General features: G+C 37.7%; 28 protein-coding genes and 1 other RNA gene. 7 read left to right on the plus strand and 22 right to left on the minus strand.

Annotated elements, in window-relative coordinates; all coding sequences use genetic code 11:
* Positions 1 to 108: 108 nt before the first annotated feature.
* Positions 109 to 393, minus strand: a complete 285-nt coding sequence (locus QNH29_RS23915) for a hypothetical protein (protein ID WP_283861786.1) — start codon at positions 391 to 393, stop codon at positions 109 to 111.
* 18 nt (positions 394 to 411) lie between these two features.
* The gene (locus QNH29_RS23920) at positions 412 to 1,092 is read right to left on the minus strand and encodes a metal-dependent hydrolase (RefSeq protein WP_283861787.1); all 681 of its coding nucleotides are present in this window, start codon (positions 1,090 to 1,092) and stop codon (positions 412 to 414) included.
* Positions 1,093 to 1,265: 173 nt separating this feature from the next.
* Between QNH29_RS23920 and QNH29_RS23925 the strand changes: the two genes are divergently transcribed.
* Together QNH29_RS23925 and ssrS are read left to right on the plus strand one after the other, a co-directional pair.
* Positions 1,266 to 2,363, plus strand: coding sequence for a M24 family metallopeptidase (locus tag QNH29_RS23925; protein WP_283861788.1), 1,098 nt, complete (start codon positions 1,266 to 1,268; stop codon positions 2,361 to 2,363).
* A 55-nt stretch (positions 2,364 to 2,418) separates the two neighbouring features.
* Positions 2,419 to 2,615: non-coding RNA, 6S RNA (ssrS, locus tag QNH29_RS23930), on the plus strand.
* A 94-nt stretch (positions 2,616 to 2,709) separates the two neighbouring features.
* Here the strand turns inward: ssrS and ald are convergent.
* The 3 genes from ald to QNH29_RS23945 all read right to left on the minus strand — a co-directional run bounded on the left by ald (position 2,710) and on the right by QNH29_RS23945 (position 4,578).
* Positions 2,710 to 3,834 carry an alanine dehydrogenase gene (gene ald, locus QNH29_RS23935; RefSeq protein WP_283861789.1) on the minus strand — a complete coding sequence of 375 codons (1,125 nt, stop codon included), beginning with the start codon at positions 3,832 to 3,834 and terminating at the stop codon, positions 2,710 to 2,712.
* A 152-nt stretch (positions 3,835 to 3,986) separates the two neighbouring features.
* On the minus strand, positions 3,987 to 4,238 hold the full coding sequence (locus QNH29_RS23940; RefSeq protein ID WP_283861790.1) for a hypothetical protein: 252 nt from the start codon (positions 4,236 to 4,238) through the stop codon (positions 3,987 to 3,989).
* A 145-nt stretch (positions 4,239 to 4,383) separates the two neighbouring features.
* Positions 4,384 to 4,578 (minus strand): hypothetical protein, encoded by a 195-nt coding sequence (locus tag QNH29_RS23945; protein WP_283861791.1) that lies wholly within the window; start codon positions 4,576 to 4,578, stop codon positions 4,384 to 4,386.
* Positions 4,579 to 4,647: 69 nt separating this feature from the next.
* Between QNH29_RS23945 and QNH29_RS23950 the strand changes: the two genes are divergently transcribed.
* Both QNH29_RS23950 and QNH29_RS23955 read left to right on the plus strand, forming a co-directional pair.
* Entirely contained in the window at positions 4,648 to 5,091 is a 444-nt protein-coding gene (locus QNH29_RS23950) for a universal stress protein (RefSeq protein ID WP_283861792.1), read from the plus strand.
* A gap of 63 nt (positions 5,092 to 5,154) precedes the next feature.
* A complete protein-coding gene (locus QNH29_RS23955) occupies positions 5,155 to 5,469 on the plus strand; it encodes a hypothetical protein (protein WP_283861793.1) in 315 nt (104 codons plus the stop codon).
* A 36-nt stretch (positions 5,470 to 5,505) separates the two neighbouring features.
* On the opposite strand, the gene QNH29_RS23960 is transcribed toward QNH29_RS23955, so the two are convergent.
* The 9 genes from QNH29_RS23960 to sppA form a co-directional block, all read right to left on the minus strand.
* On the minus strand, positions 5,506 to 6,018 hold the full coding sequence (locus QNH29_RS23960) for a MogA/MoaB family molybdenum cofactor biosynthesis protein (RefSeq protein WP_283861794.1): 513 nt from the start codon (positions 6,016 to 6,018) through the stop codon (positions 5,506 to 5,508).
* 1 nt (position 6,019) lies between these two features.
* Positions 6,020 to 6,856, minus strand: a complete 837-nt coding sequence (locus QNH29_RS23965; protein WP_283861795.1) for an EcsC family protein — start codon at positions 6,854 to 6,856, stop codon at positions 6,020 to 6,022.
* A gap of 111 nt (positions 6,857 to 6,967) precedes the next feature.
* On the minus strand, positions 6,968 to 8,155 hold the full coding sequence (locus tag QNH29_RS23970) for an acetate kinase (protein ID WP_283861796.1): 1,188 nt from the start codon (positions 8,153 to 8,155) through the stop codon (positions 6,968 to 6,970).
* 240 nt (positions 8,156 to 8,395) lie between these two features.
* Positions 8,396 to 9,379 (minus strand): class I SAM-dependent methyltransferase, encoded by a 984-nt coding sequence (locus QNH29_RS23975; RefSeq protein WP_283861797.1) that lies wholly within the window; start codon positions 9,377 to 9,379, stop codon positions 8,396 to 8,398.
* 64 nt (positions 9,380 to 9,443) lie between these two features.
* Complete coding sequence (gene tpx, locus QNH29_RS23980; RefSeq protein WP_283861798.1) at positions 9,444 to 9,944, minus strand: thiol peroxidase; 501 nt, start codon at positions 9,942 to 9,944, stop codon at positions 9,444 to 9,446.
* A gap of 165 nt (positions 9,945 to 10,109) precedes the next feature.
* Positions 10,110 to 10,598 carry a GerW family sporulation protein gene (gene ytfJ / locus QNH29_RS23985; protein WP_283861799.1) on the minus strand — a complete coding sequence of 163 codons (489 nt, stop codon included), beginning with the start codon at positions 10,596 to 10,598 and terminating at the stop codon, positions 10,110 to 10,112.
* Positions 10,599 to 10,615: 17 nt separating this feature from the next.
* The gene (locus QNH29_RS23990) at positions 10,616 to 11,317 is read right to left on the minus strand and encodes a DUF2953 domain-containing protein (RefSeq protein WP_283861800.1); all 702 of its coding nucleotides are present in this window, start codon (positions 11,315 to 11,317) and stop codon (positions 10,616 to 10,618) included.
* A gap of 72 nt (positions 11,318 to 11,389) precedes the next feature.
* A complete protein-coding gene (locus QNH29_RS23995) occupies positions 11,390 to 11,869 on the minus strand; it encodes an RDD family protein (protein ID WP_481858753.1) in 480 nt (159 codons plus the stop codon).
* 11 nt (positions 11,870 to 11,880) lie between these two features.
* Positions 11,881 to 12,891: a signal peptide peptidase SppA gene (gene sppA / locus QNH29_RS24000; RefSeq protein ID WP_283861801.1), complete on the minus strand. Its 1,011-nt coding sequence runs from the start codon at positions 12,889 to 12,891 to the stop codon at positions 11,881 to 11,883.
* Between the two features lie 158 nt (positions 12,892 to 13,049).
* Between sppA and QNH29_RS24005 the strand changes: the two genes are divergently transcribed.
* Complete coding sequence (locus QNH29_RS24005; RefSeq protein WP_283861802.1) at positions 13,050 to 13,868, plus strand: NAD kinase; 819 nt, start codon at positions 13,050 to 13,052, stop codon at positions 13,866 to 13,868.
* 288 nt (positions 13,869 to 14,156) lie between these two features.
* Here QNH29_RS24005 and mbcS read toward each other — a convergent pair whose 3' ends face one another.
* The 6 genes from mbcS to refZ all read right to left on the minus strand — a co-directional run bounded on the left by mbcS (position 14,157) and on the right by refZ (position 21,461).
* Positions 14,157 to 15,740 carry an acyl-CoA synthetase MbcS gene (gene mbcS / locus QNH29_RS24010; protein WP_283861803.1) on the minus strand — a complete coding sequence of 528 codons (1,584 nt, stop codon included), beginning with the start codon at positions 15,738 to 15,740 and terminating at the stop codon, positions 14,157 to 14,159.
* 143 nt (positions 15,741 to 15,883) lie between these two features.
* A complete protein-coding gene (locus QNH29_RS24015; protein ID WP_283861804.1) occupies positions 15,884 to 16,087 on the minus strand; it encodes an alpha/beta-type small acid-soluble spore protein in 204 nt (67 codons plus the stop codon).
* A gap of 288 nt (positions 16,088 to 16,375) precedes the next feature.
* Positions 16,376 to 17,584, minus strand: coding sequence for a tRNA uracil 4-sulfurtransferase ThiI (thiI, locus tag QNH29_RS24020; RefSeq protein ID WP_283861805.1), 1,209 nt, complete (start codon positions 17,582 to 17,584; stop codon positions 16,376 to 16,378).
* Between the two features lies 1 nt (position 17,585).
* Positions 17,586 to 18,728: a cysteine desulfurase family protein gene (locus QNH29_RS24025; protein WP_283861806.1), complete on the minus strand. Its 1,143-nt coding sequence runs from the start codon at positions 18,726 to 18,728 to the stop codon at positions 17,586 to 17,588.
* A gap of 124 nt (positions 18,729 to 18,852) precedes the next feature.
* On the minus strand, positions 18,853 to 20,541 hold the full coding sequence (gene ezrA, locus QNH29_RS24030) for a septation ring formation regulator EzrA (RefSeq protein WP_283861807.1): 1,689 nt from the start codon (positions 20,539 to 20,541) through the stop codon (positions 18,853 to 18,855).
* 290 nt (positions 20,542 to 20,831) lie between these two features.
* A complete protein-coding gene (gene refZ, locus QNH29_RS24035) occupies positions 20,832 to 21,461 on the minus strand; it encodes a forespore capture DNA-binding protein RefZ (protein ID WP_283861808.1) in 630 nt (209 codons plus the stop codon).
* Between the two features lie 156 nt (positions 21,462 to 21,617).
* On the opposite strand from refZ, the gene QNH29_RS24040 reads away from it, so the two are divergent.
* A complete protein-coding gene (locus QNH29_RS24040; RefSeq protein WP_283861809.1) occupies positions 21,618 to 22,100 on the plus strand; it encodes a GAF domain-containing protein in 483 nt (160 codons plus the stop codon).
* Between the two features lie 27 nt (positions 22,101 to 22,127).
* Here the strand turns inward: QNH29_RS24040 and megL are convergent, their stop codons facing one another.
* The gene (megL, locus tag QNH29_RS24045; protein WP_283861810.1) at positions 22,128 to 23,315 is read right to left on the minus strand and encodes a methionine gamma-lyase; all 1,188 of its coding nucleotides are present in this window, start codon (positions 23,313 to 23,315) and stop codon (positions 22,128 to 22,130) included.
* A 307-nt stretch (positions 23,316 to 23,622) separates the two neighbouring features.
* Between megL and rpsD the strand changes: the two genes are divergently transcribed.
* The gene (gene rpsD / locus QNH29_RS24050) at positions 23,623 to 24,225 is read left to right on the plus strand and encodes a 30S ribosomal protein S4 (RefSeq protein WP_283861811.1); all 603 of its coding nucleotides are present in this window, start codon (positions 23,623 to 23,625) and stop codon (positions 24,223 to 24,225) included.
* A gap of 43 nt (positions 24,226 to 24,268) precedes the next feature.
* Here rpsD and QNH29_RS24055 read toward each other — a convergent pair whose 3' ends face one another.
* Positions 24,269 to 24,457, minus strand: a complete 189-nt coding sequence (locus QNH29_RS24055; protein ID WP_283861812.1) for a DUF6954 family protein — start codon at positions 24,455 to 24,457, stop codon at positions 24,269 to 24,271.
* Between the last annotated feature and the right edge of the window lie 126 nt (positions 24,458 to 24,583).

Genomic DNA, 24,583 nt, shown 5'->3' on the forward strand with positions numbered 1-24,583 from the left:
CTATAACCCTTTAATTAATAATAATAATCAATATATTATTTATACCATTATTTTGATTAATAAACCAACACAAAGGGAGCCGTTTTTACAGGCTCCCTTGCAGTTTGGTTATGAATAATAGGATCGAGATTTTTTATTGGCTCGGTTCGGCTGTCTTTTGATGACTGCCCTCTTTGGGCTATACAACATGGCTGTGAGATTTCCTGCAATGACAATTAATGCAAACGCCAGCCAGGCCAAGGCGAAAGTCCCTTCAAGGCCTTCTGCAAAAACCGATAATCTTGGTGCTGCAAAATAAAGCATGAACCCACATAACAACAGGCATAGTAAATATCTGTTTTTTTTCAATTCATTATCTCCCTTCAAAACTACTGCTTGTTTCACTTTATGCATAGAAGGGATAAAAAAGTATTATAATTCGATAAAATCTCCAGGTTGCAGGACTTTTCCATTTTTATTTTCAAGCATAGCAATAAATTGCTCTGGATCCTGCTTAATCGGCGGGAATGTATTGTAATGAATTGGAACAATTGTTTTTGCAGCTAATAACTTTGCAGCATATGCGGCATCCTCTGGACCCATTGTAAAATTATCACCGATTGGCAAGAAAGCTAAATCAATTGGATGTCTTTCACCGATGAGCTTCATATCCGAAAACAAGCCTGTATCTCCTGCATGATAAATTGTTTTTCCCTCTGCCATAAAGAGAATTCCAGCCGGCATGCCGCAATATACAAGTTCGTTATTTTCTGTCTCAAAGCTAGAACCATGAAAAGCTTGTGTTAACTTTACCTTTCCAAAATCAAATTGATAAGACCCGCCAATATGCATAGCATGAGTTTTTACCCCCTGCCAGCCCAAGAATGTAGAGAGCTCGGCATTTGCTATCACTAGTGCATTGTTTCTTTTGGCTAACTCGACGGTATCACCAACATGGTCACCGTGACCATGGGTTAAAATAATTACATCTGGATTTACATCTTGCAATTTTAAATCAGTTAATTGATTACCAGTAATAAAAGGATCAATGATAATGTTTTTGCCATTTACCTGAATTTGAACAACTGAATGCCCATGATAAGATATTTTCATTTTTCCCATCTCCTCCGTTTGTGTACTATATGTACTTCCATAAATATTTCTAAATTCCTTCCTCAATTTATCCATAAATAGATTGATTTAGCACAACCTATATGCAGATTGTTTACACACAGCAGCAAAATTGATACGCTCAAATAGGAATGTATCGTTTAGGAGGAGAAATAATGAACCAACGTTTACACAATCTTCAAGCTTGGATGAAGGAAAATGGTATTGAAGTCAGCTTCATTACCTCTTCTGAAAATGTTTTTTATTTAAGCGGATTTTTCACTAATCCCCATGAGCGTCTGCTAGGATTAGCAATGTTCCAAGAGGAGGAACCATTTCTTATCTGCCCAGGAATGGAGGTTAACGATGTCAAAAAATCAGGCTGGAATCATGAAATTATCGGCTATAGTGATATCGACAATCCATGGGAACTCGTACTTACCTCAATCAACAAAAGAATTGGTGCCGTACGAAACGCAGCCATTGAGAAAGAACATATGAATGTAGAACGATATGAGGAGTTAAAATCATTATTCCCGAGTGCTTCATTTGTTTCTGCTGAGGAAAAAATGCGAAAACTGCGGATGATTAAGGATGCTAAGGAGTTAAAAGTAATGGAAGAAGCCTGTGCATTGGCTGACTATGCGATTGAAGTAGGCTGCAGTGAAATAAAAGAAGGACGAACTGAGTTAGATGTCCTAAATGCTGTTGAATATGCACTTAAGAAAAAAGGCGTAACAGAAATGTCATTTTCAACTATGGTCTTAACGGGTGCAAATGCTGCGTCACCACATGGTAATCCAGGGAACACAAAAATCCAAAAGGGTGATTTAGTTTTATTCGATTTAGGCGTAGTGGTAGAACGTTATTGTTCAGATATTACTAGAACCGTTGCTTATGGTGATATTAATGATAAACAAAAAGAAATATATGATACTGTTCTAAAAGCACAGTTAGCCGCAATTGAAGTAAGCAAGCCTGGTGCTACGGCAGCTGAGGTTGATTTAACAGCTAGAAGAATCATCTCAGATGCAGGATACGGAGAATACTTTCCACACCGTCTCGGTCATGGACTAGGTATCAGTGTACACGAGTATCCTTCAATGACAGAGACAAACCAATTGGTGATTGAAGAAGGAATGGTATACACCATTGAACCAGGAATTTATGTACCGGGTGTTGCAGGTGTTCGTATTGAAGATGATGTGTTCATTACTGCAGATGGAGCTAAAGTGTTAACCAATTTCCCAAAAGAATTACAGATCCTTAAGTAAATCGTTTTGTTTTTTTTACCATTGCACTATTCAAGAAAATGCAGTAATATACTAATACAAGCTGCGTTGCTCGTAGTGATAATAAAGTTTTAACCTTTAAGCTGTAAAAGGGAGTTTTACTATCGGAGCTGTAATGACAAGCCTCTGTCTACACGACATGGAGGACAAGCAGGAAGGCTTCTGCGAACACCCACTTTGAGGAGTGGTGGTTTAAAACTTTCTTATATGAGGTACGGCAAATGCGGCTATATATTCTATGAAATTTAACTGCCAGCTTCGATATGAAGCTGGCTTTATTTTATACATAAAAAATTAGGAAGAGAATCCATCTCTTCCTCTTCGGATTTTATTTCATCTGACCCAGTAATGTTCTGGTATCTGAGTATTGCAGACCATGTGCTTCTGCCACTGCTTCGTATGTTACGAAGCCGCCCAGTGTATTTATTCCTTTTAGCAATGCCTCATTTTTTTGGCATGCCTGCTTGAAACCCTTGTTGGCAATTTGGATGGCATAGGGTACTGTCACGTTTGTTAGAGCGATAGTTGAAGTCCTTGGCACCGCTCCAGGCATATTAGCAACAGCATAATGAACCACACCATGTTTAATATATGTTGGGTTATCATGAGTCGTTATCCGGTCGGTAGTTTCAAAAACGCCGCCTTGGTCAATGGCTATATCAACGACTACACTTCCTGGGCTCATGGATTGAATCATTTCTTCTGTTACTAGCTTGGGAGCTTTTGCACCTGGAATTAGTACAGCACCGATTACAACGTCAGAACTTTTCACAGCTTCAGCAATATTATAAGGGTTTGATATAAGCGTTGTAACATCGGAACCGAAAATATCATCTAATTGACGAAGTCGGTCTGGGTTCAAATCAATAATTGTAACTTTGGCTCCAAGTCCAATTGCCATTTTCGCAGCATTTGTCCCTGCTACGCCGCCCCCGATAATCGTAACACTCCCTCTTTGTACACCAGGTACCCCAGAGAGCAAAATGCCCTTTCCTCCGTGAACTCTTTCTAAAAATTGTGCTCCAATTTGCGCAGCCATTCTTCCAGCTACTTCACTCATTGGCGTTAATAAAGGCAAAGACCTATTGGGAAGCTGCACCGTTTCATAGGCTATACCCACTACCTTGTTATCGATTAAAGCCTTTGTTAATTCAGGCTCTGGAGCTAAATGTAAATATGTAAAAAGAATTAATCCTTCACGGAAATATTGGTACTCACTTGGCAGAGGTTCTTTTACCTTCATTACCATTTCCATTGACCATGCCTCAGATGCAGTTTCTACGATTTTTGCACCGGCAGAAATATAATCGTCATCTGTGAAACCAGAACCTTGTCCTGCTCCTTTTTCAATATAAACTTCGTGCCCAAATTTCAACAGGTTGAAAACTCCTGCTGGTGTCATCGCAACACGATTTTCATTATTTTTTATTTCTTTAGGTATGCCGATTTGCATCTATTTACCCCCAATAAATACATTACTTTGAAAACACCTTCATTTTACCAAAAAAATGTAGAATTCCCAAACTTTTTTATAATTTACGCTTTTTAGGAGTCCATTATTAAGAGCTCTGCACAAGCAAAGCTCTTTTCATTAGTTCGCTATATTTAATACCAAGGGTAGTACGGATACCCGTAATAAGGATATGGGTATGGGTATGGGTATGGGTATGGGTACGGATAATAGTATGGTCTTGGACTTAATGCTGCACCTAGTGCTAATCCTCCTAAGAATCCAAATGGAAACCCAAAACGGCGGCGGCCAAAGCCACCAAAACCAAATCCTGGTCTGCCGAATCCAAATCCAAACCTTTGATCGTTAGGATCAACTGTCGCCATATAATTAGTCATTTCTTGCATTTTTGTTCCTCCTCATTTTTATTACTTACACATTAAAAGAATATGCAGCCTTAAAATGAGATTCTTGGGTAAATGCCCCGTCAAAAGAAATTTAATAGACGTATACACATAGGAAAACCCGCCTGTTGGCGAGTCCTATAAGTGCCTATTCTGATGTGCTTTGTGCTGAAGCCTCGCTAGCCACTTCGAAATCCTGACCAATAAAGCCACTATTGTAGGAATCCATTATTTGTTCACTTACCTCATTGGCTCCATGTTCATTAAATTCAAACGTAAAAGACTTACTGCCATCTTTTTTTAACATTATTTTAATCTCCCTTCGATGGATATTTACCTCCATTATTTTTCGAAAAATTGAAACATCTTATCCCTAGAAAATAATGTATAATTTAAGTAAGGAGGGATTACCATGGGAGAAAGATATGGCCATATTTTAGTTGCCATTGATGGTTCAAAGGAATCAGAATGGGCACTAGAAAAATCGATTGAAATTGCGAAAAGAAATAACGCAAAACTGTTATTAGCACATGTAATCGACACAAGGTCATTTCTGTTAATTGATGCATATGACCCAGATATCGCCGAACGCGCAAACAAGCTTGCGATTGATATGCTGGAGAAATATCAAAACCAAGCCATTGATCAAGGAGTTACACAAGTTCACTATGAAATTGAATATGGCTCTCCAAAAGTAAAAATACCGAAAGAAATGGCGAAAAAACATGGCATTGATTTAATTGTCTGCGGTGCAACTGGTATGAATGCAGTTGAAAGGTTTTTAATTGGCAGTGTTTCTGAACATATTACTCGTTACTCCTCATGTGATGTCCTCATCGTCCGTACTCAAAAATAAACTCGTGAATGCTATCAGGATGTGGTGTAAAATAAAAGAATAACTCGTCTTGGAGGCTATCACATGAAAGAATATTTTTGCTTCGATCATCGGCTTGGCATTTCGATCCCCAATCTAGAACTAGAATGGGCACAATATAGTGAGGAAACGCAGCAGGCTATCCTGTTTCATTGGGAACAAATTCGAGGTTCCATTCCAGATCGAATTGCTGAACTTGAATTGAGTATAAATCAAAAGCAAGCTCAACTTTCTGATGAAAGTAACTTTAAAACCTCATGTGAATTAAACAGCGAAATTGCCGAACTAGCATCTATTATTAATGATTTATGGCTGTGGTATCGGGCAAATCAAACTGTATCTGAAAAAATGCACCAATAAAAAGAGCTCCCTATTAAGCGGGAGCTCTGCTTACCTTTAAAGATCCTTTTTAATTTCCCTAACCACATGACCTAATTCAGGCAGGATTAATTTATTCATTGCTAATTTTACAGCTCCAGTAGAGCCTGGGGTGGAAAAAACACCTTTATTCTTTACTACACCGGCAATCGCTCGTGACAGAATAGCTGCCGAGCCAATATCCTCTTGATAGCTTAACATCCTGAATAATTCCCCAAATCCTACAATTTCTTTATCTAGTAAACTTTGAACACTTTCAATCGTGACATCGCGCTTTGCTATTCCTGTTCCTCCATTTGTTAGGATGACATCTATATCTTCGCGTCCACATCCTTGTAAGATAGCCTCTTTAATAGGCGATGCTTCATCTTTGACAATACAATAGTCAACAACGGCGTGCCCGGCTTGTTCCAGCAATTCTATCATCAGCTTGCCACTCTTATCTGTATCCTTATTCCTCGTATCGCTCACAGTGATTACTTTACAATTAATAGTCTTTGGAGCTTCTTGTTTATGTTCCGTTGTACTCATCTTAGATTTCCTCTTTCTGATTAAGATAGCGCAATTGATAATAGTTATGGGCGAATTCTGTAACTTTTCTTGTTAATTGATAATTAGTCCCTGCACCGATAGCCATACTAACCAGCGGAATTCCTTGAATGAGCCTTTTGCGGAACAACGTAATAACCATTGCTTTTAATAATTGTTGAATGGGCTGTTCCAGCCAAGTTACGTCTGTAAGTTCTTCAGTGCCTTCATAAAAATAATGATCACGGCTTGAATTCATTTCGTTCATTAAAACCGCCCATCCCTCTTTTTGTAGTCGGGCAGGTAAGGTAGCAGTATGAAAGACTTTTAAAGAACTCATCATCTCGTATGGTGTATTCACCTCGAAACCATATGTCATGGCAATTAATTGGACCGCTCTTAAATTAATTACCGCCATCGCTGGTATGTCTGTACCCAATAGCAGCGGCCCGCCTGTTCCAGCTAAGCCTCCCTGTGCAAAAGAGTATAATCGGTGCCTTGCAATTTGCTGCATAGCTATGTACTTTAATTGATCGATGTCCAGTTTTGTTAAATCCTCAATTTGATGCAAATCCTTATTAAAAACACGGCCTGAAGATAGGATTCTTTCCTTTGCGTCCATCTGTATTTGTGTGCCCTGAATTAAACCATGCAAATGGAACAACCAGCTATCAATAACTGAAAAAAATTGACTTTGAACTTTTTCAGGTAATAAAGAGAAAGAGCGCTCTAAATATTTTTCGTACGTAAGCTGTAAATCATTTGCCTCGTAGTTATATAATTGTTTTTCCCATTCCCTAATTTCGTTCAATACCTCTGTTTCCCGTTCAGTTAATGGCAAAGGCAATTCCTCCCTACTTCATCTATTACTTTTCAGTATATCACAAAGAAATATAGTTAAAAAATGTGAAAAGGCAAACCATCTCTACGACAGTCTGCCTTTTTTCAAGAATTATTGTGCTAAACGAACAACGTCACGTGCAATCATTACTTCTTCATTTGTAGGAATAACGATTACTTTTACTGGTGAATGAGGATAGTTTATGAATCTTTCCTCACCTCTGATTTTATTTAATGCCGGATCCCAATAAACGCCCATAAATTCTAGACCCTTTAATACCTGTTCCCGTACAACATCACTGTTTTCACCGATACCAGCTGTAAAAATGATGGCGTCTACACCATACATACGTGAAGCATAGGACCCAATGTATTTATGGATTCGGTTGGCAAAAACGTCCAATGCAAGCTGTGCTCGTTCATTTCCTTTACGCGCTTCAATTTCGATATCTCTTAAGTCACTAGAGAAACCAGAAACACCTAGCATTCCACTCTTTTTATTTAGGACATCGAGAACCTCTTCAGCCGTTTTATTTGTTTTTTCCATGATAAACGGAATAAGAGCTGGGTCAATGTTACCTGAACGTGTTCCCATTGTAACCCCCGCAAGAGGTGTAAAGCCCATTGATGTGTCGATTGATTTTCCGCCCTCAATGGCAGCAATACTAGCTCCATTACCTAAATGGCAGGAAAGAAGGCGAAGCTGCTCTACTGGGCGGCCTAAAAGTTCAGCTGCACGCTGTGAAACATATTTATGGCTTGTTCCGTGGAAGCCATATTTTCGAATACCATATTTCTCATAATATTCGTATGGAAGGCTGTATAAATATGAACTTTCTGGCATCGTTTGATGAAAAGCCGTATCAAAAACAGCTACTGCTGGGACGTTAGGAAGTACAGCTTGAAAAGCTTTAATTCCAGTTACGTTGGCAGGGTTATGCAATGGAGCTAACTCCGATAAATCTTCAATTTTCTTAAGCACTTCTTCCGTAATAAGAGCTGAATCGCTAAACTCTTCTCCGCCGTGAACAACTCGGTGACCAATTCCTTCAATCTCATTTAATGATTGAATGATACCTAAAGTGGTAAGCTTATCAAGCAGCATTTTCACCCCGACTTCATGGTCAGGAATATCAATGGTTTCGGTGACTTTTTCACCGTTAACAGAAATGGTAAAGATAGAATCATTTAATCCGATTCTCTCAATGATTCCTTTCGTAATAACATCTTCATTTGGCATTTCAAATAATTGAAATTTTAATGAAGAACTACCTGCATTAATGGCAATAATTTTAGACATTTGGTTTACCGCTCCTTTTATAAAACAACATCGGCCGGGAAGGTCCATTTTCCGTACAAGGTTATTTTGCACAAACCGACATCGTTTATTGCTATCGTCACCTCATTTAATCACTGTATAATTTACATTTCAAGGAGTAAATTGGATGGAAGCGGTTACCCTCAAAATGAAAATTTATTCACATTATTCTAATTGTTCTTAACCAATAAAAAAGCGATAAAACCGTTAATATCCCCGGTTTTATCGCTTATTATCTAAAAACCATTTCTCAATTTTCTTTAACATATTATCCATTTCAACAGCATTAGATAAGTTTGGTAAATTGACAAGTAAAGCTTGTTGCGGTGCTGCTATTCCTTCGCCCTTCTTTTGCAGAATTAAGATACTTTTGGCTGCATTTTTATTTTTAAACATACTTACTGGCAGTTGGAGAAGCCCTTGAATAATGACCTCTTCTTTAAAGAAGTCACGAAGCTGATGTGCTTGATCACTTTCAAAAAGACCATTCGGGATGATAAAAAATAAGTATCCACCCGGTTTGGTGTGGCGAACACTTTGCTCCATGAATAAGTGATGAGCATAGGAGTGCCCTTCGTCCGCTTTTAATTTATAATCTAACGCGCGGACATCATTAGGGTAATATCCAACCGGCAAGTCAGCTATTACGGCGTCGACCGGATCAATAAATAAAGGTTCCAGACTATCCTGATTGAAAAGCTCAATCGGATGTTCTTGTAAATTTGCATTCACATAGGCAAGTTTAATTAACAAGTCATCTATATCTATACCAATTGATTGGACATTTTTTTGCAATTGGTTAAGAACGGTTGTTAATAAATTTCCCGTTCCAATTGCAGGATCTAATATTCGAAAAGAGGATTGTGTCATAAACTTGTCCACTAAATAACTAATCAACATACCTACACTGTCAGGTGTCATCTGATGATTAGGCTGAACATTCTCTTTCATCCCTTTTAAGATGACGAGCTGGTAGGCTTTACGAATTTCTTCCTTTGAAAAATCGTCTAAATTAATTTCATTATATTGTTTATTAAGTCTTTTTTCTGTAATCTCACTTACTTCATCCTGAAGAATAGATCCGTGAAATAAATTTTCGCCTGTTTCGGCTAATGCCTCTAAATATGTACATGATAGTTCTTCCTGTAAAACAAGAGCTGTTTCATTAAATAATGTGAAAAGTTGTTCGACTGGAGCAATTTTCATGCTAACACCTCCCAAATAAAGAAAAGACCTCATCCATAGACGAGGCCGTAATCGCCGTTAATAATTACTTTGCATTTCTAGCTGCTTCAAGTGCTGCTTCATAGTTCGGATGATTTGTTGCCTCACTTACATATTCTACATAAGTAACAGTATCAGTTGAATCTACAACAAAAACTGCTCGAGTTAATAATCTTAACTCTTGAATTGCAACACCGTATGCTTCTCCAAAAGAAAGATCACGGTGGTCAGATAATGTTTGTACATTTTCAATGCCGTTTGCCCCACACCAGCGTTTTTGTGCAAATGGAAGGTCTACGCTAATTGTTAGGATTTTAACATCTCCTAAACTATTTGCTTCTTCATTAAAGCGACGAGTTTCTGCATCACACACGCCAGTATCTAAAGAAGGAACTGCACTGATTAATCGTACCTGACCTTTTGTATTTTCTAAGGTTACAGGTGTTAAATCATTCGCTAACACGCTGAAATTAGGAGCCTTGTCTCCTACCTTCACCTCGTTGCCTAACAATGTTACTGGATTCCCCTTAAAAGTTACGTTTGCCATTTAAACATCCTCCTTTTTCGTTCGAACAAAAGCAAAACTGCCTTCATTACAACTATGTACAGTGTAAATATATCTTTTCAGTATTCTTTTTGCAATGATTTAAGCTTTCACTTCATGAAAAAAGTTAACCTCCCCCTTTAATGGCAGAGATTAACTTCTTTTATCCTATATATCAAATTCTTGCTTAGCAGCTTCATTTTGCTTGGATTGCTGTGAACCTTGCTGGGATCCCTGCTGATTGCCTTGCTGCTCATTTTTTTTCGAGAACATTTGTTGAATCTTATCTACTGCTTGAGGTGCTAATTCTAAAATTTTCTCATATAGGTGAGTACTTTCGTCAAGGTGAAGCATTTTTACACCTTTTGAGTTCACAATTAAGAAAGCAATTGGAGTTATTGAGACTCCGCCACCGCTACCTCCGCCAAATGGAAGCTTAGGCTGACCTTTCCCTTCTCCTTCTCCTTTTGACTGTGACCCTTCTAGTTTAAATTCGCTTCCTCCAGCGGCAAATCCAAAGCCTACTTTGGAGACTGTAAGAATTACACTTCCATCAGGAGTTTCTACAGGATCACCTATAATGGTATTAACATCAATCATTTCTTTTAAACTTTCCATAGCAGTCGTCATTAAACCTTGAATTGGATGTTCAGACATAGCTGTTTCCTCCTCTTTTACACGGTTTTAGTTTTTTCCTTCGAATAGGCAGTATCCATTTTGAGATTAGGGCGTCCGCCCTTCCAAAATTTAATTAGTTTTAATCCTGCTAAAATAGCATACCCGATACGAAACTGAAAAATACATGTGACATGAGTTTGGATAATCGCTAATTGGAAATGGGGTGTAATGGATAGTACTGGCATTTCTTTCAGTCTCAAAAAGTGACTAAGCATCCCTATAATGCTCCCTTTTAATGTCCAAAGTGCTCCAGTGATGATCCCTGTATGTGCAGCATCACCTACACCCACTAAAGAATGCCATTCAAAATGTTTTATTACTATTCTTTTAATAAATTTGCTTATGATGACATTCATATTAACAACATGCTGCATGATTTCTTTTGCATTGGATAAATTTGACATAAATCCATCTTTCGTAATTTGCTCTTCCTTTGTCGGAGACTGTTTTTCACTTGAGTCCCCCATTTGTGTATTTTCCTTCATGACAATACTTGGTGAGTTATCATCAATTTTAATAAGGGGTACATTCATTGTGTATCGAATTAAGCCGAACCAGATCCTAAACTGTATTTTCAATTCATCATTGTCATTATGATGAAAATAATTAAGACGAATTGTAAGTTTCGAAAAGATGATTAGTATAATGAATAATAGGATAAGAATGAGAGCTATAACCAGCCAAACCAATTTTTTCACACCCTTTCCGCCTATTAGTATCACCTTATGAGACAAAAATAAACCCGCTATCAATTGTTAGCGGGTCAAACATTATCGTTCAATATGGATAACAGAAGTGTCTGTAAATAAATCGTGAATACCTTGTTTCTTCGGTAAAAAAGCAATGACAATATAGCCTACAACAATTGTTGCTGAGATAAATCGGCCAATCCATTCGCGAAAAAGGATTGTTCCCCAAGATAATTTTTCACTCTTCAAATCAATTACTTTTAAACCAAATACCATTTTTCCAAGAGTCTGATTAAAGTATTTTGTCATTAACACAAAATATAAATAAAATATGATTGCTGAAGCGATTGAAATTGGTGCAAACATATTAAATTCAACTAATGGGATTTCTAAAAATCGAAATAAAGGGTTAATTATTAATCTTTCTATACTGCCTATCACAATTAAATCCAGCAAGTATGCCCAAAACCGCATCCAAAAACCAGCAAATCGAATGGAGCCAGAATCCGGTTCTTGAATTATTTCTGACTTTGCAAATTCGTCTTGATTTTCATAGTCCATCTGCTTTCCCCCTACTCTGCATATAAGTACATTAGACGTGGAGAATTAGGTCTTGATAAAATTTCCATTAGTCCAGCCATCTCATTTTCGGTACCGATGAATTTCTGAACCTTTAAATTTAATAGTGAACTGAAACCAAGAGCGTCGGTGTAACGGACAACCTTAGCGTCTTTGAGCTTCTCATCTGCCTTCATCTGTTGTATTACATCCTCAAGATAGCCAAACTCATCTATTAAATTCAGTTCTTTGGCTTGTCTTCCATCGTAAATTCTTCCATCAGCAATCTTTTTTACCTGATCGGCTGTCATATTTCTTCCCTCAGAAATAACCTTAACAAACCCCTCATAGGAATTGTCGATCATTTTTTGAAGAATTTGCCGTTCTTCTTCTGTCATTTGACGGGTTGGACTCATGATGTCTTTATATTGTCCACTTTTAATTGTCACAAAATCTACGCCATATTTATCAGCTAATCCTTCATAATTAATTCCCTGCATGATAACACCCAAAGAACCTGTAAGTGTTTCTTTACTAGCAAAAATCTTTTTAGCTCCAGCTGAAATATAATATCCTCCAGAAGCAGCCATAGATCCCATTGAAACATAGACAGGTTTCTTTGTCTCCTTCTGAATTTCAACTAATTTATCATGAATTTCGGCACTTTCCACTACGCCGCCCCCGGGAGAGTTGACTTTGATAATAATTCCTTTAACGGTATCATCATCTTTTATGTATTCTAATTTTTTCATAAACCCTTGATGGTTGTACCCGGCGGCTTGAAAAAAGGATTCTGCACTATTTGTATCTTGTATGACGCCATTCACGTCGAGGACAGCAATCTTTTTCATTTCATTTCCTTCTTGTACAATTTCCTCCGTATAAGGCAGCTCGGCTGCAGCAAAAAGCTCACTTAAATCCGTCTCAACTCCCTTAAAAGCAAATGCAGATAAAAAGTTAATAACGACGGATACAAAAAATAATGCGGCCGCAATTCCAAGGGCGGCCCATCGTTTTCCATTCATATTGAGATCCTCCTTTAAATCTTATTAATTGTCATTACATAATTTAATATTCTTTCAAAATAATGCTAAAATTAAAGCAGACTACCTAAGTTTATCAAAAATAAAATGGTTTATGGGAATTTTTTTACAAAATTAAGGATTAGATTTTGGAGGTTACGATGGGACATAGACGTAATATTTATTTTTATCATCATTTAAGTAAGGAAATGCTGGGGAAAGTCGGTAATTTGGATGATTCTGCAAAGCAATACGGTTTAACCATTGTAAATGACCATCGTGAGGCTAATATAATTGCGAGCATCGGCGATGATGGTACTTTCCTTCAAGCGGTTCGGAAGACCGGTTTTCGTGATGACGTACTTTATTGTGGTATCACAACGAAGGATAGTTTAAGTATGTATTGTGATTTCAAAATTAATGATTCTTCGAAAATGGTTGAAGCAGTTTCTAAGGTTGAGGCTGTTACGAATGAAGATTTAAAGGTAAGGCGATATCCCATTATTGAAGTGATGGTCGACGGACAAGGGATATTTCCATGCCTTAATGAGTTTAGTATTCGTTCTTCCATCATTCGAACTCTTGAATTAGATGTATTTATTGATAACTTACATTTTGAAACCTTCCGTGGAGATGGATTAATTGTTGCCACCCCAACAGGAAGTACAGCTTACAATAAATCTGTTAATGGTGCTGTTGTTGACCCCTTAATTCCGTGCATGCAGGTGAGTGAGGTTGCGTCTATTAATAACAACAAGTATCGTACATTAGGTGCACCCTTTGTGGTTGGAGGAAATCGCTCCTTGACTCTTAAAATTATATCGGAAGGCAATGAGCACCCTACCATGGGATTAGACAATGAGGCGTTAAGCATTCGTCATGTGGATAAAATACAAATTAGGCTTAGTGAGAAAAAAATTAAAACTCTGAAGCTAAAGGATAATTCTTTCTGGGAAAAGGTTAAAAGAACTTTTCTATAGTTGCTAAGCTGTGTTTGAGTGGCCTGTTGATTTGCGCTCCACTAAGGAATGCTTCTTAGAATAATCATCGCAGGGACAGGCGGTCTCTGCCTGTCCCGAGGCACTTCGCTTTCCGCAGGCGTTGCGGTGAGCCTCCTCGGCGCTAGCGCCTGTGGGGTCTCACCTGCTCCGTACTCCTGCAGGAGTCTTCGTGCCTTCCGCACAAATCAACAGGGTGCAAAAATTAAATTCAGCTTTAACACAGCTAATACTAAAAGGCTGTCTAAAATGGACAGCCTTTTTTCAGTACTATTGTTTGATAGATTGCAGTTCTTGCTGTCTGAGTTCGATTCGTCGAATTTTCCCTGATGTGGTTTTTGGGAGTTCAGATAAATATTCGATTTTTCTTGGGTATTTATAAGGTGCAGTAAGTGTTTTTACATGCTCTTGAAGGTTCTTTGTTAATTCGGGGTCATTTGCGTCCACATCCTCTTTTAAGACAACAAAAGCTTTTACAATAAACCCGCGAATTTCATCAGGGCTCGCCACTACCGCACATTCTTTAACAAGTGGATGTTTTACAAGTGCATCCTCCACTTCAAATGGTCCTATGGTATAGCCAGAGCTGATTATAATATCATCACCGCGTCCTTCAAACCAAAAATATCCCTCTTCATCCCTTTTTGCTTTATCCCCTGTTATATAATAATCCCCACGGAATTGCATGGCTGTTCTTTCTGGATCCTTATAATAATTTTTAAACAGCGCTGGTGTTGTTACATGTACAGCAATGTCTCCAACTTCTCCGACAGCGCAGATTTCACCTTCTTCATTAATAATTTCTACTCGGTTGCCTGGAGTTGGTTTCCCCATTGACCCAGGTTTTAACTCCATCTCTTTCGTTATACCAACCAACAAGGTGTTTTCCGTTTGTCCATATCCGTCACGGACATCCACATTAAACTGTCTTTTGAAAGTATCTATAACCTCTCGATTAAGTGGTTCTCCAGCGGAAACAGCACTATGCAGATTTGGTAAATGGTAATCATCTAGGTTTTCTACCTTAGCCATTATCCGGTACTCTGTTGGTGTACAACAAAGGACATTTACAGAGTATTTTTCTAAAAGACTTAGATACTTTTGTGCCTCAAATTTTCCATTATACACTAACCCTGTTCCACCTGAACCAAGCACGGATAAAAATGGACTCCATATCCACTTTTGCCAGCCAGGAGCTGCCGTTGCCCAGACTGTATCACCTTCTTCGATACAAAGCCACTTGGGTGCTGCAGTTTTTAAATGCGCAAATGCCCACCCATGTGTATGAACAACCCCTTTCGGATTACCGGTTGTTCCTGATGTATAGGATAAAAATGCCATATCTTCACGATTTGTCTCTGCAAACTCAAAAGTTTGCGATGCGTCTTTCATTTCCTTTTCTAAAAAAATCCAGCCTTCCTGCTTGTTTCCTACTGAAACCTTTATTAATGTCTGCTGGCCAGTAATATGATCAAATTGCTCCACATACGGGTAATAACTGACTACTGCTTTAACATCCCCATGTGTAATTCGATATTGAAGGTCTTTCTCTCTAAGCATTTCTGAACTTGGAATTACAACCAGACCAGCTTTTAAAGCAGCCAAGTATACGATATAGGCTTCTATAAGTCTTGGGATTATTACGAGGACTACATCCCCTTTTTTCAAACCATTCTGTGTGAAGACATTTCCCGCTTGATTAACCTTTTTTATTAAATCTTCATATGTAATTTCTCTTGTTTGCCCTGCTTCATTTTCCCATTTTAGTGCTATTCTTTTTGGGTCTTTTGCAAACCTTTCTACTTCTGATACAAGATTATACTTTTCTGGTGCAATTAATTCTTCGCGGTTCATGTTTCTCCTCCTCATACGAAATGTAATTCATCACCATTTTTATTATACAAAATTATTTAAAAATTTGAAATTATTATACTAAAAAAGTCAAGTAAAAAGAGAGTGGGATTAATCCCACTCTCTGTAGCCATTTTATTCACTTGTTAGCGTGAAAATCCGCCTAATTGAGATTCAGCCATTGAAACTAGACGCTTAGTAATTTCACCACCAACAGATCCGTTAGCACGTGAAGTAGTGTCTGCACCAAGGTTTACACCAAATTCTTGAGCAATTTCGTATTTCATTTGTTGAAGAGCTTGCTCTACACCAGGAACTAGTAAGTTGTTTGAGTTGTTGTTGTTAGCCATGTGATATCACCTCCTTGTGAGTATAGATTGTGTAGAATCACATGGCTATATACTTTTTTAGAATTGGTAATTGTTCACAAATATTTCACAAATTTTGTATTTACAGTTACTGTTCATAAGAATGTTGATTGGAACTCCAGGCACTTCGCTTTCCGCGGGCGACCGCCGAGCCTCCTCGACACTGCGTGTCTGCGGGGTCTCGCCTGTCTCGCTTCTCCCGCAGGAGTCTACGTGCCTTCCGTTCCAATCAACATTGTGACAATTTCTATTTCAACTTATCACATTGAGTTAGAATAAATCCTCAAATTCTGATGGTTGTTCTTTGTTGTCTGGTTTTATTGTGAGCATTTCTGTGCCTTGGACTGCTTCTTGGATTAGTGGTTCGAAGTCGAAGAAGCTTTCGTAGTGCATTACTTTTTCTTTTTTTGGTTTTGTTTTTGGTGAGGATGGAACGAATATTGTACAGCAATCCTCAAATGGTCTGATAGAAATATCATAGGTATCAATTTCTATAGCTATTTTTATAATATCATTTTTATCCATTGTTAATAGTGGTCTTAGTATTGGAGTATTGGTTACTTCATTGATCGCATACATGCTTTCTAATGTTTGACTTGCTACCTGGCCAAGATTATCTCCAGTTATAATCGCTAGACCTTCCTGTTTTTTTCTAATTTCGTCTGTAATTCGCAGCATAAATCTTCTTGTTGTTGTCATTGAGTAATTTTCTGGGATTTGTTCTTTTATGGACTGTTGAATAGCCGTAAATGGAACGATATGAAGTTTCATCGACCCAAATATTTCAGCCAATTTTTTTGCTAGGTCAATCACTTTTTCCTTAGATCTTTCACTAGTATATGGCGGACTGAAAAAATGTACAGCTTCTATTTCCACTCCGCGTTTCATTGTCAAATATCCTGCCACAGGACTATCAATACCTCCAGAAAGCATTAACATCGCCTTGCCACTGGAGCCAACTGGCAATCCTCCAGCCCCTAAGATGTTCTCACATGACATGTAAATAGCCTCACTGAGAACTTCAATTTTTACGTTAATATCAGGATTTTTCACATCCACCTTAATGCCAGGTATATTTTGGAGGATATGGCCCCCAAATGTGTGATTGATACCAGCTGTATCTAATTCGAATGATTTATCAGATCGTTTAGGGGTAATTTTAAAGGTTTGTCCCTCTTTGTACAGGCTTTTCACTAAAGAAAGAGCTGCCTCTTTCATTTGTTCAACATCTCTTTCCACTTTTATTGCTGGACTTAGGGATTGGATACCAAATATATTTTTCAATGACTTGATAATTTCTTCCACATTTTCTCCATTAACAAGCACGTACATCCTATCACGTTCTGCTCGTATTTTTATCTTTGGAAAGGGTGCTAATGCAATGCGGACACTTTTCCTTAGCTTATCTACAAATTTCTTTCGATTTCTGCCTTTGGTAGAAATTTCTCCATAGCGAATCAGTATTCGATCATACATCATATTATTTCATAACCTTTCTAAGTTGTTTAGCTGCCTCTTCGATTGCCGCAATTACCTTTTCTGCTTCATCTTCTGTATTATCATACGATAAGCTTATTCTAAATGCACTATCTGCCAAATCATCTGGAACCCCCATTGCTAGGAGTGTTTGACTTGGTAATTGTTTCTTAGATGAACAAGCACTTGTTGTTGACAGGTAGATTCCTTTTTCCTCTAGAGTGTGGATCAAAACTTCTGCTTTAACTCCTTTTATAGAAAAATTTAGTATATGAGGTGCAGAATTTTCCAAGGGCGTATTAATGGTTAGGTCATTTATTCTGCTTAACCCCGCTCTTAGAAGGGATTTAACCCTAGTCATTCTTTCTAGTCCCAGCTTACTTTTTTCTATCGACATCCGCAGAGCCTTTGCCATAGCGACAGCACCTGCAACATTTTCCGTCCCGCTTCTAACTTTCCATTCTTGGTTTCCGCCAGAAAGTAATGGGTCTAATTTAATACCTTCTCTTATAAAGAGTGCACCAGTACCCTTTAATCCATGAAACTTATGTGCTGAAAAAGAACATAAATCAACGCCATTTTCCAGCAAATTTAATGGAACCTTTCCAACAGCTTGTACTGCATCAACATGAAAAAGAATTGTTGGATACTCCTTTAAAAGCTTGCCAATTTCTGCAATTGGCTGTATGGTTCCGACTTCATTATTTACCTGCATGACTGAAACAAGTATTGTATCTTTATTTATTGAAGCTTTGACATCATCCACCCTTACCCTTCCATTTTGATCGGCTGGCAAATAGGTAATGTCAAATCCTAACTTTTTTAACTGCTCCATTGCTCCACGGACAGAAGGATGCTCTACACTTGAAAGAATTAAATGCTTCCCTTTATTCTTATAGAACATCGCAGATCCTTTAATGGCTAGATTATTACTTTCTGTCCCGCCGGAAGTAAAGTAAATCTCTGTTGGTTTTACATCTAATAGGTTAGCTACTTGTGTACGAGCCTGTGTAAGAAGTTTTTCGGCTAGCAGCCCGAGGCCGTGCAGGGATGAAGGATTGCCAAAAAATTCACTTGAGACTTTCACAAATGAGTCTAAAACATCGTTATACGGTCTTGTCGTTGCACTATTATCAAAATAAATCATCTTTCAAACACCTCACCTTTGCAGGACTAAATCTTACCACAAAGTTAATTAATTTAAAAAACTTTTGTGATAGACAAATAAAAACCGATTTGCCACTTAGCAGCATAATCGGTTTAAGGTTTAATTATTGCTTTCCTACTGTTGCCTTGATTTTTTTCAAGACTCCTGGGTCAATCGATTCAAGGGAAGCAGCTGCCTGTTCTAAGGCTTCCTGATACGCAAAATGTCTAAATGCTTGCTCTGCATCAGTAAGTCCCTTCGCAACAGAAGGATACTGACTTCTATATCTATTTCCGTACTGAATCGCCTTTTCAGCAAGCTCCACATTTTCAATTAGTTCAACTGTTGTATTTGTTAATTTTTCAACTGTTAAAACTGCAATCTCCAAATATTGGTTGAGTGCTGATACGTTAAGTGGCTTTTCTTGAAGCTGAAGCTTCACGTTTTGTATACTATCATTTGTGTCTTCCATTAAGAATTTGTAGTCCTCAGGTAATCCCGGAATATTACTTTTTGAGACTAAACGAATTGTTTCCCCTACTTTTTTGGTTAACTCCCTTAGTGTTTCACGCGCTTCGAACTCATCTTTCCTTAGGGCCTGTAACTTAAGAGCGAAACTTTCTTGCTCTTCTTGAATCATTTCTATATGTGTTTTAATCTCCATAAGTTCTTCGCAAAGAACTGTTAGTGCTGTTTCATTAATATTAATTTTTTCCATTAAAATTTCATAGTGCTTAGTAACAACCGCCAGCTGTTTTTCCAAGTGGCGCTGAATTTCAAAGTCACTTTCTGTCAGATGATAGCTTTCTTGAACGTGCTTTACTTCACTTGAAAGTTGCTCATGTTCCTCAAGAACTGAGGATAAAAGTCCACTCATCCCTTTTTCATTTTGAAGGATAAAATGCTTGGCGTTTACTTCTTTTTCCAACAAGTCAAACAGTATATCTATTCGCTCTTTAACTTCACCAATTCCTTCTAGAGCTTCTTCTATTTTTGTCTCTTCAATTAGCCCCAAATACTCAACCAATTTTGCCTGTAAACTTTCGATTTCATTTTCTAGTTGTATATGGCTTAAGTAATAACCCTTTTCGGTCATTTCACGATATCCATCAAGAATATCAGACAATTGAGATGGAATAAGAGATTGACACTCTATTAACAGCTGAGGAATTACTTCCATATTATTTTTAACCTGATTTAATTGTTCATGAATTCCTAATACAAGCTCGCGTGCTTCAAGATAGTTACCATTTTCAGTCTTCTCGTCAAATTCGTGAAATTTTTTCGTGGCGTCCTCAAGTTGAGCTTCTAAGTATTTTTCTGACTTTCCAAAGCTATGTCGATGAGCAAGCAGCGTTTTTTTGGTTTCCCGATACAATTCCTTTAACTGCTCAATTTCAATCCTGTTCTTTTCTTCGCTTCCAACAAGCTCATGAAGTTGTTCAACAATTTTATTAATCTCATCTTCGGTTGACTGTAATTTAGCATTGATTTCTTGTTGAATTGTTTTTGCTTTATTAAAGCGGTATTTATCAATAAATTCTTCAGCGTCAAATAACATCTCTTCCAGATCTGGCAATTTAACCGTTACGATATCATCCCATTGATTACGCCAGCCCTCGAATAACTCCTCGGTTTGCCCGGTCATATTTAATTGTTTTACCTTTGACATTTCATCCAAAATCGGCCGGTTAAACAAATCAATCTTCCATGCTTCTAACCTGTCCATTTCTTTAAAATATTTTTTCTTTATAAAATATCCCAATACGAATAAGGCTAGTAGCAGGATAATAAACCCAATAAAATATGTCACGTTCAAGCCCCCTGTTTCAAAACACTTCATTTAAATCGATCAAGCTCAAGTTTACTAATCTATTAAAATCATCATAATTCGGTAAAGTTCAATGCCTCTATGATACCATGTAACCGACATTTTTTGACCAGTAATTTCAATTTTTTTGTAAAAGAAATTTTAATCAACTATTTTATGACAAAAATCTTTGTAAAAGATGATAAACATTAAACGCCAAATGAAAAAGCACTTGCTGTGGAAATATGATTCCCAGCAAGTGCTTACCTTTTATAATCTTTAGTGTTCTCCAATTACAGGATGGCCTCTTTCTTTTCTATTATTTTAGTTGCGAGCGTGTTTTCGATCCAATTATTAATTTCCTTAAGATACTTTTGTTCAAAAAACCTTTCATTTGGAAAAATATACAATACCTCTCTTAGATAATGAGCATTTATAAAAGGCATCATCAGTAGGCCTTTGTATTGGATGATTAAATAAGCAATTGAATGAGGCCGAAATTCCTTCCTTTCGAAGCCTTTTTCAAACATCTTTTGAAAATAATATTTCTCCTTTAATGCATAGGTAGACATAATTTCTCTGACCATTTGAGAATCCATCGACATTTCTCGGTATACGAAGCTTGTAAGTTCAATATTTTCACATTGATAGTGGAGTAAGTCGGCTGTAATCCGTTTTAGACATTCCTTTACGCCTGTATCCATTATAGAAAACTTTTCCTCAATAATACTTAGATATCGCTCAAAAAAGTAAGTAAAGCAATATTCTAATAGCCCAAGCTTATTCTCAAAATGGTAAGCGATGGTTGCTGAATTTACTTTTGCAGCGGCAGCGATATCACGTATCGATGTTCCAGCATATCCATTTGAATTAAACAGCGATATCGCCGCTTTCACTATTTCCTCTTTAGAATCCTTTTTCATCGTACACCTCCTGAAACTCTCTGGCTATTGGTCCTTACTATAACAATTCTTCTCTGATTGATTGATTCCTTCATTAAATTATCGACAAAGTATGCTCTTTTTCTTGACAGTTTGATAAAATAAATAAGAATTTTAATAAGGAAGGGGTGAAAAAACATGTTTAATGTCGAAATGTATAAAGGAAGCCGCGAAGAAAATTACGAATTGGTAAAAAAACAATTACAGGCCCTTCTTCATGGAGAAAATAATTTGATCGCGAATCTTAGCAATACTTCTGCATTATTAAATCAGTTTCTTGATCGAATAAACTGGGTTGGCTTCTATTTAATGGATGAGAACAACGAGCTCGTATTGGGTCCTTTCCAAGGACTTCCTGCTTGTGTCCGCATCCCTGTGGGTAAAGGGGTTTGTGGAACATCCGCACAAAAAATGGAAACCATTCGCGTAGAAGACGTTCATCAATTTCCTGGACACATCGCCTGTGATGCAGCCTCTAATTCCGAAATCGTTATTCCGCTAATTAAGGATGGAAAATTACTTGGGGTCTTAGACATTGACTCACCAGAGAAAAATCGCTTTGATGAACTGGACCAAGAGCAGCTGGAAGAAATCACAGCCATTCTCGTCAATCATTTGTAAAAATAAAAACTCGCCGCGGCGAGTTTTTTATATTTTTTCAAGCGCTTGTTCTAAATCCTCTTGTATATCCTGCCATGCTTCAAGGCCTACAGACAGGCGGAGTAATGTATCGTCAATTCCCATTTTTCTTCGTTCTTCTTCTGGAACAACAGCATGCGTCATTGTTGCTGGGTGCTGTATTAACGTTTCAGCATCTCCTAAACTTACTGCTATTTTTATCAATTGTAATTGATTCATAAATAATTGAGCTGTTTCTTTTGTTCCTTTTACCGAAAACGAAATGACTCCCCCAGGTTTTTTCATTTGTTTATGGATAATCTTATTATCCTCTTTATAATCACTATTGCCAGGAAAATAGAGCTTCTCTACTTTTGGATGATTTCGTAAAAATTCAACGATCATATTAGCATTATCACAATGCCGGTCCATCCTAACAGGAAGCGTTTTTAAGCCCCTCAATAAGAGCCAGGCATCGAACGGAGAAATTGTACCGCCATTATCTTTTTGTGTTGTTCTCGAAACATGTTTAATAAAGTCACCTTTTCCTGCCACAATTCCAGCAATGACATCACCGTGACCACAAATATATTTTGTTGCACTATGAATAACAATATCACAGCCGAAGCTTATAGGAGTTTGTAAATAAGGGGAGCAAAACGTATTGTCTACCACAACGGGGATATCATGTTTTCTGGCAATACTTGCAACTAATTCTAATTCAACTAGTTTCATGGTAGGGTTGATTGGGGTTTCAATATAGATACAGGCAGTATTTGGACGAATCTGTTCTTCCAGCATTTCTTTTGAAGCCATTAACGAAAATTCATGGTTGATGTTATACTTTTCTCTTAATAATTGTAATAATCCAAACGTACACCCATATAGACCTTGTGAACACAGGATGTGATCACCTGATTTAGTTAAAGCAGTTAGCACAGCCGAGACTGCTGCCATCCCTGATGAGAATGCCAAGGCTGCTTCACCTTGTTCCAGCTTCGCCATTCGGTCTTCGAGAATTTTTACCGTTGGATTTCCTAAACGGGAATATATAAATCCTTCTTCATGACCAGCAAATCTTCTTTCCCCTTGTTCTGCCGTTGAAAAGGTGAATGTGGAAGTTTGATAAAGGGGAGGGACTAAACTTCCTTGGTGTTCATCGGAACGATACCCAGCGTGAACGGCTTCCGTTTCAAAGCGAAAATTATCATTGCCCATTCTGAATCCTCCTATATTGTAAACGCCGTCATTATTATCTATTTCTATATCCTATTCATTTCCTTAAATTAACTTGACACATTGATGAATAAAATTATATAATATCCTTTGTGTAAAATAACTGCAGCCTATGTGAACACGTGAATGGTCTCATTTTGTTCCTCATGAGTCATATTTACTTATGATGGTGCATCTGGTAACCCTCTGCTGCTAGGGCGAAGGTGCATGAAAACAAAATGGCTATCATTGATGTTTCATAACGGTTTTTATTTTACCAAAAAATAAAAACACTAAGGAGGAGTCATTCATGGCTCGTTATACTGGCTCAAGCTGGAAAATTTCTCGTCGTCTTGGAATCTCTCTAAGCGGCACAGGTAAAGAATTAGAAAAGCGTCCTTACGCTCCAGGACAACATGGTCCTAACCAACGTAAGAAGCTTTCTGAATACGGATTGCAATTACAAGAGAAGCAAAAGCTTCGTCATATGTATGGAGTAACTGAGCGTCAATTCCGTAACCTATTTGTTAAAGCTGGTAAATTACCAGGCGTATACGGTGAAAACTTCATGATTCTTCTTGAATCACGTCTAGACAACCTTGTCTACCGTTTAGGTTTAGCTCGTACTCGTCGTGCTGCTCGTCAATTAGTTAACCACGGCCACATCGTAGTTGATGGATCACGCGTTGATATCCCATCATACAGCGTAAAGCCTGGTCAAACTATTGGTCTTCGTGAAAAATCACGTAACCTTGATGTTGTTAAAGAAGCAATCGAAGTAAACAACTTCGTACCTGACTATTTAACATTTGATGCAGACAAGCTTGAAGGTACTTTCACTCGCTTACCTGAGCGTTCTGAATTACCGGCTGAAATTAACGAAACTCTTATCGTTGAGTTCTACTCTCGTTAATAGGTTCAAAATAAAAAACCGTGCCATTTCTTGGCACGGTTTTTTATTTGCTTTTTATCCACTTAGTTGCTCTAGAGTATAAGAACCCAATTAAGATGTATAGAATGACCACCACTGCAGCAGTCCCGATGCGTTCTGCTAACACCCCGTCAGCATATAGGACTGGGCCAAGTCCAAAGAAAGTAACAAGTAATAGGAGAATGATAAAAATAGCATGGATGAGAAACTTCATAATAGTACCTCCAAAAACTTCTTCTTATAATATATAACGGTGTCGCTTCATTTAAAGTTACAAAAGTTTAAATATATTTCTGTCACTCTATTGAGACTATTCCACTTGACCGAATGATTTCATTTT

Source organism: Neobacillus sp. DY30 (assembly GCF_030123065.1).
In the GTDB taxonomy this organism is placed as follows: Bacteria; Bacillota; Bacilli; order Bacillales; family Cytobacillaceae; genus Neobacillus.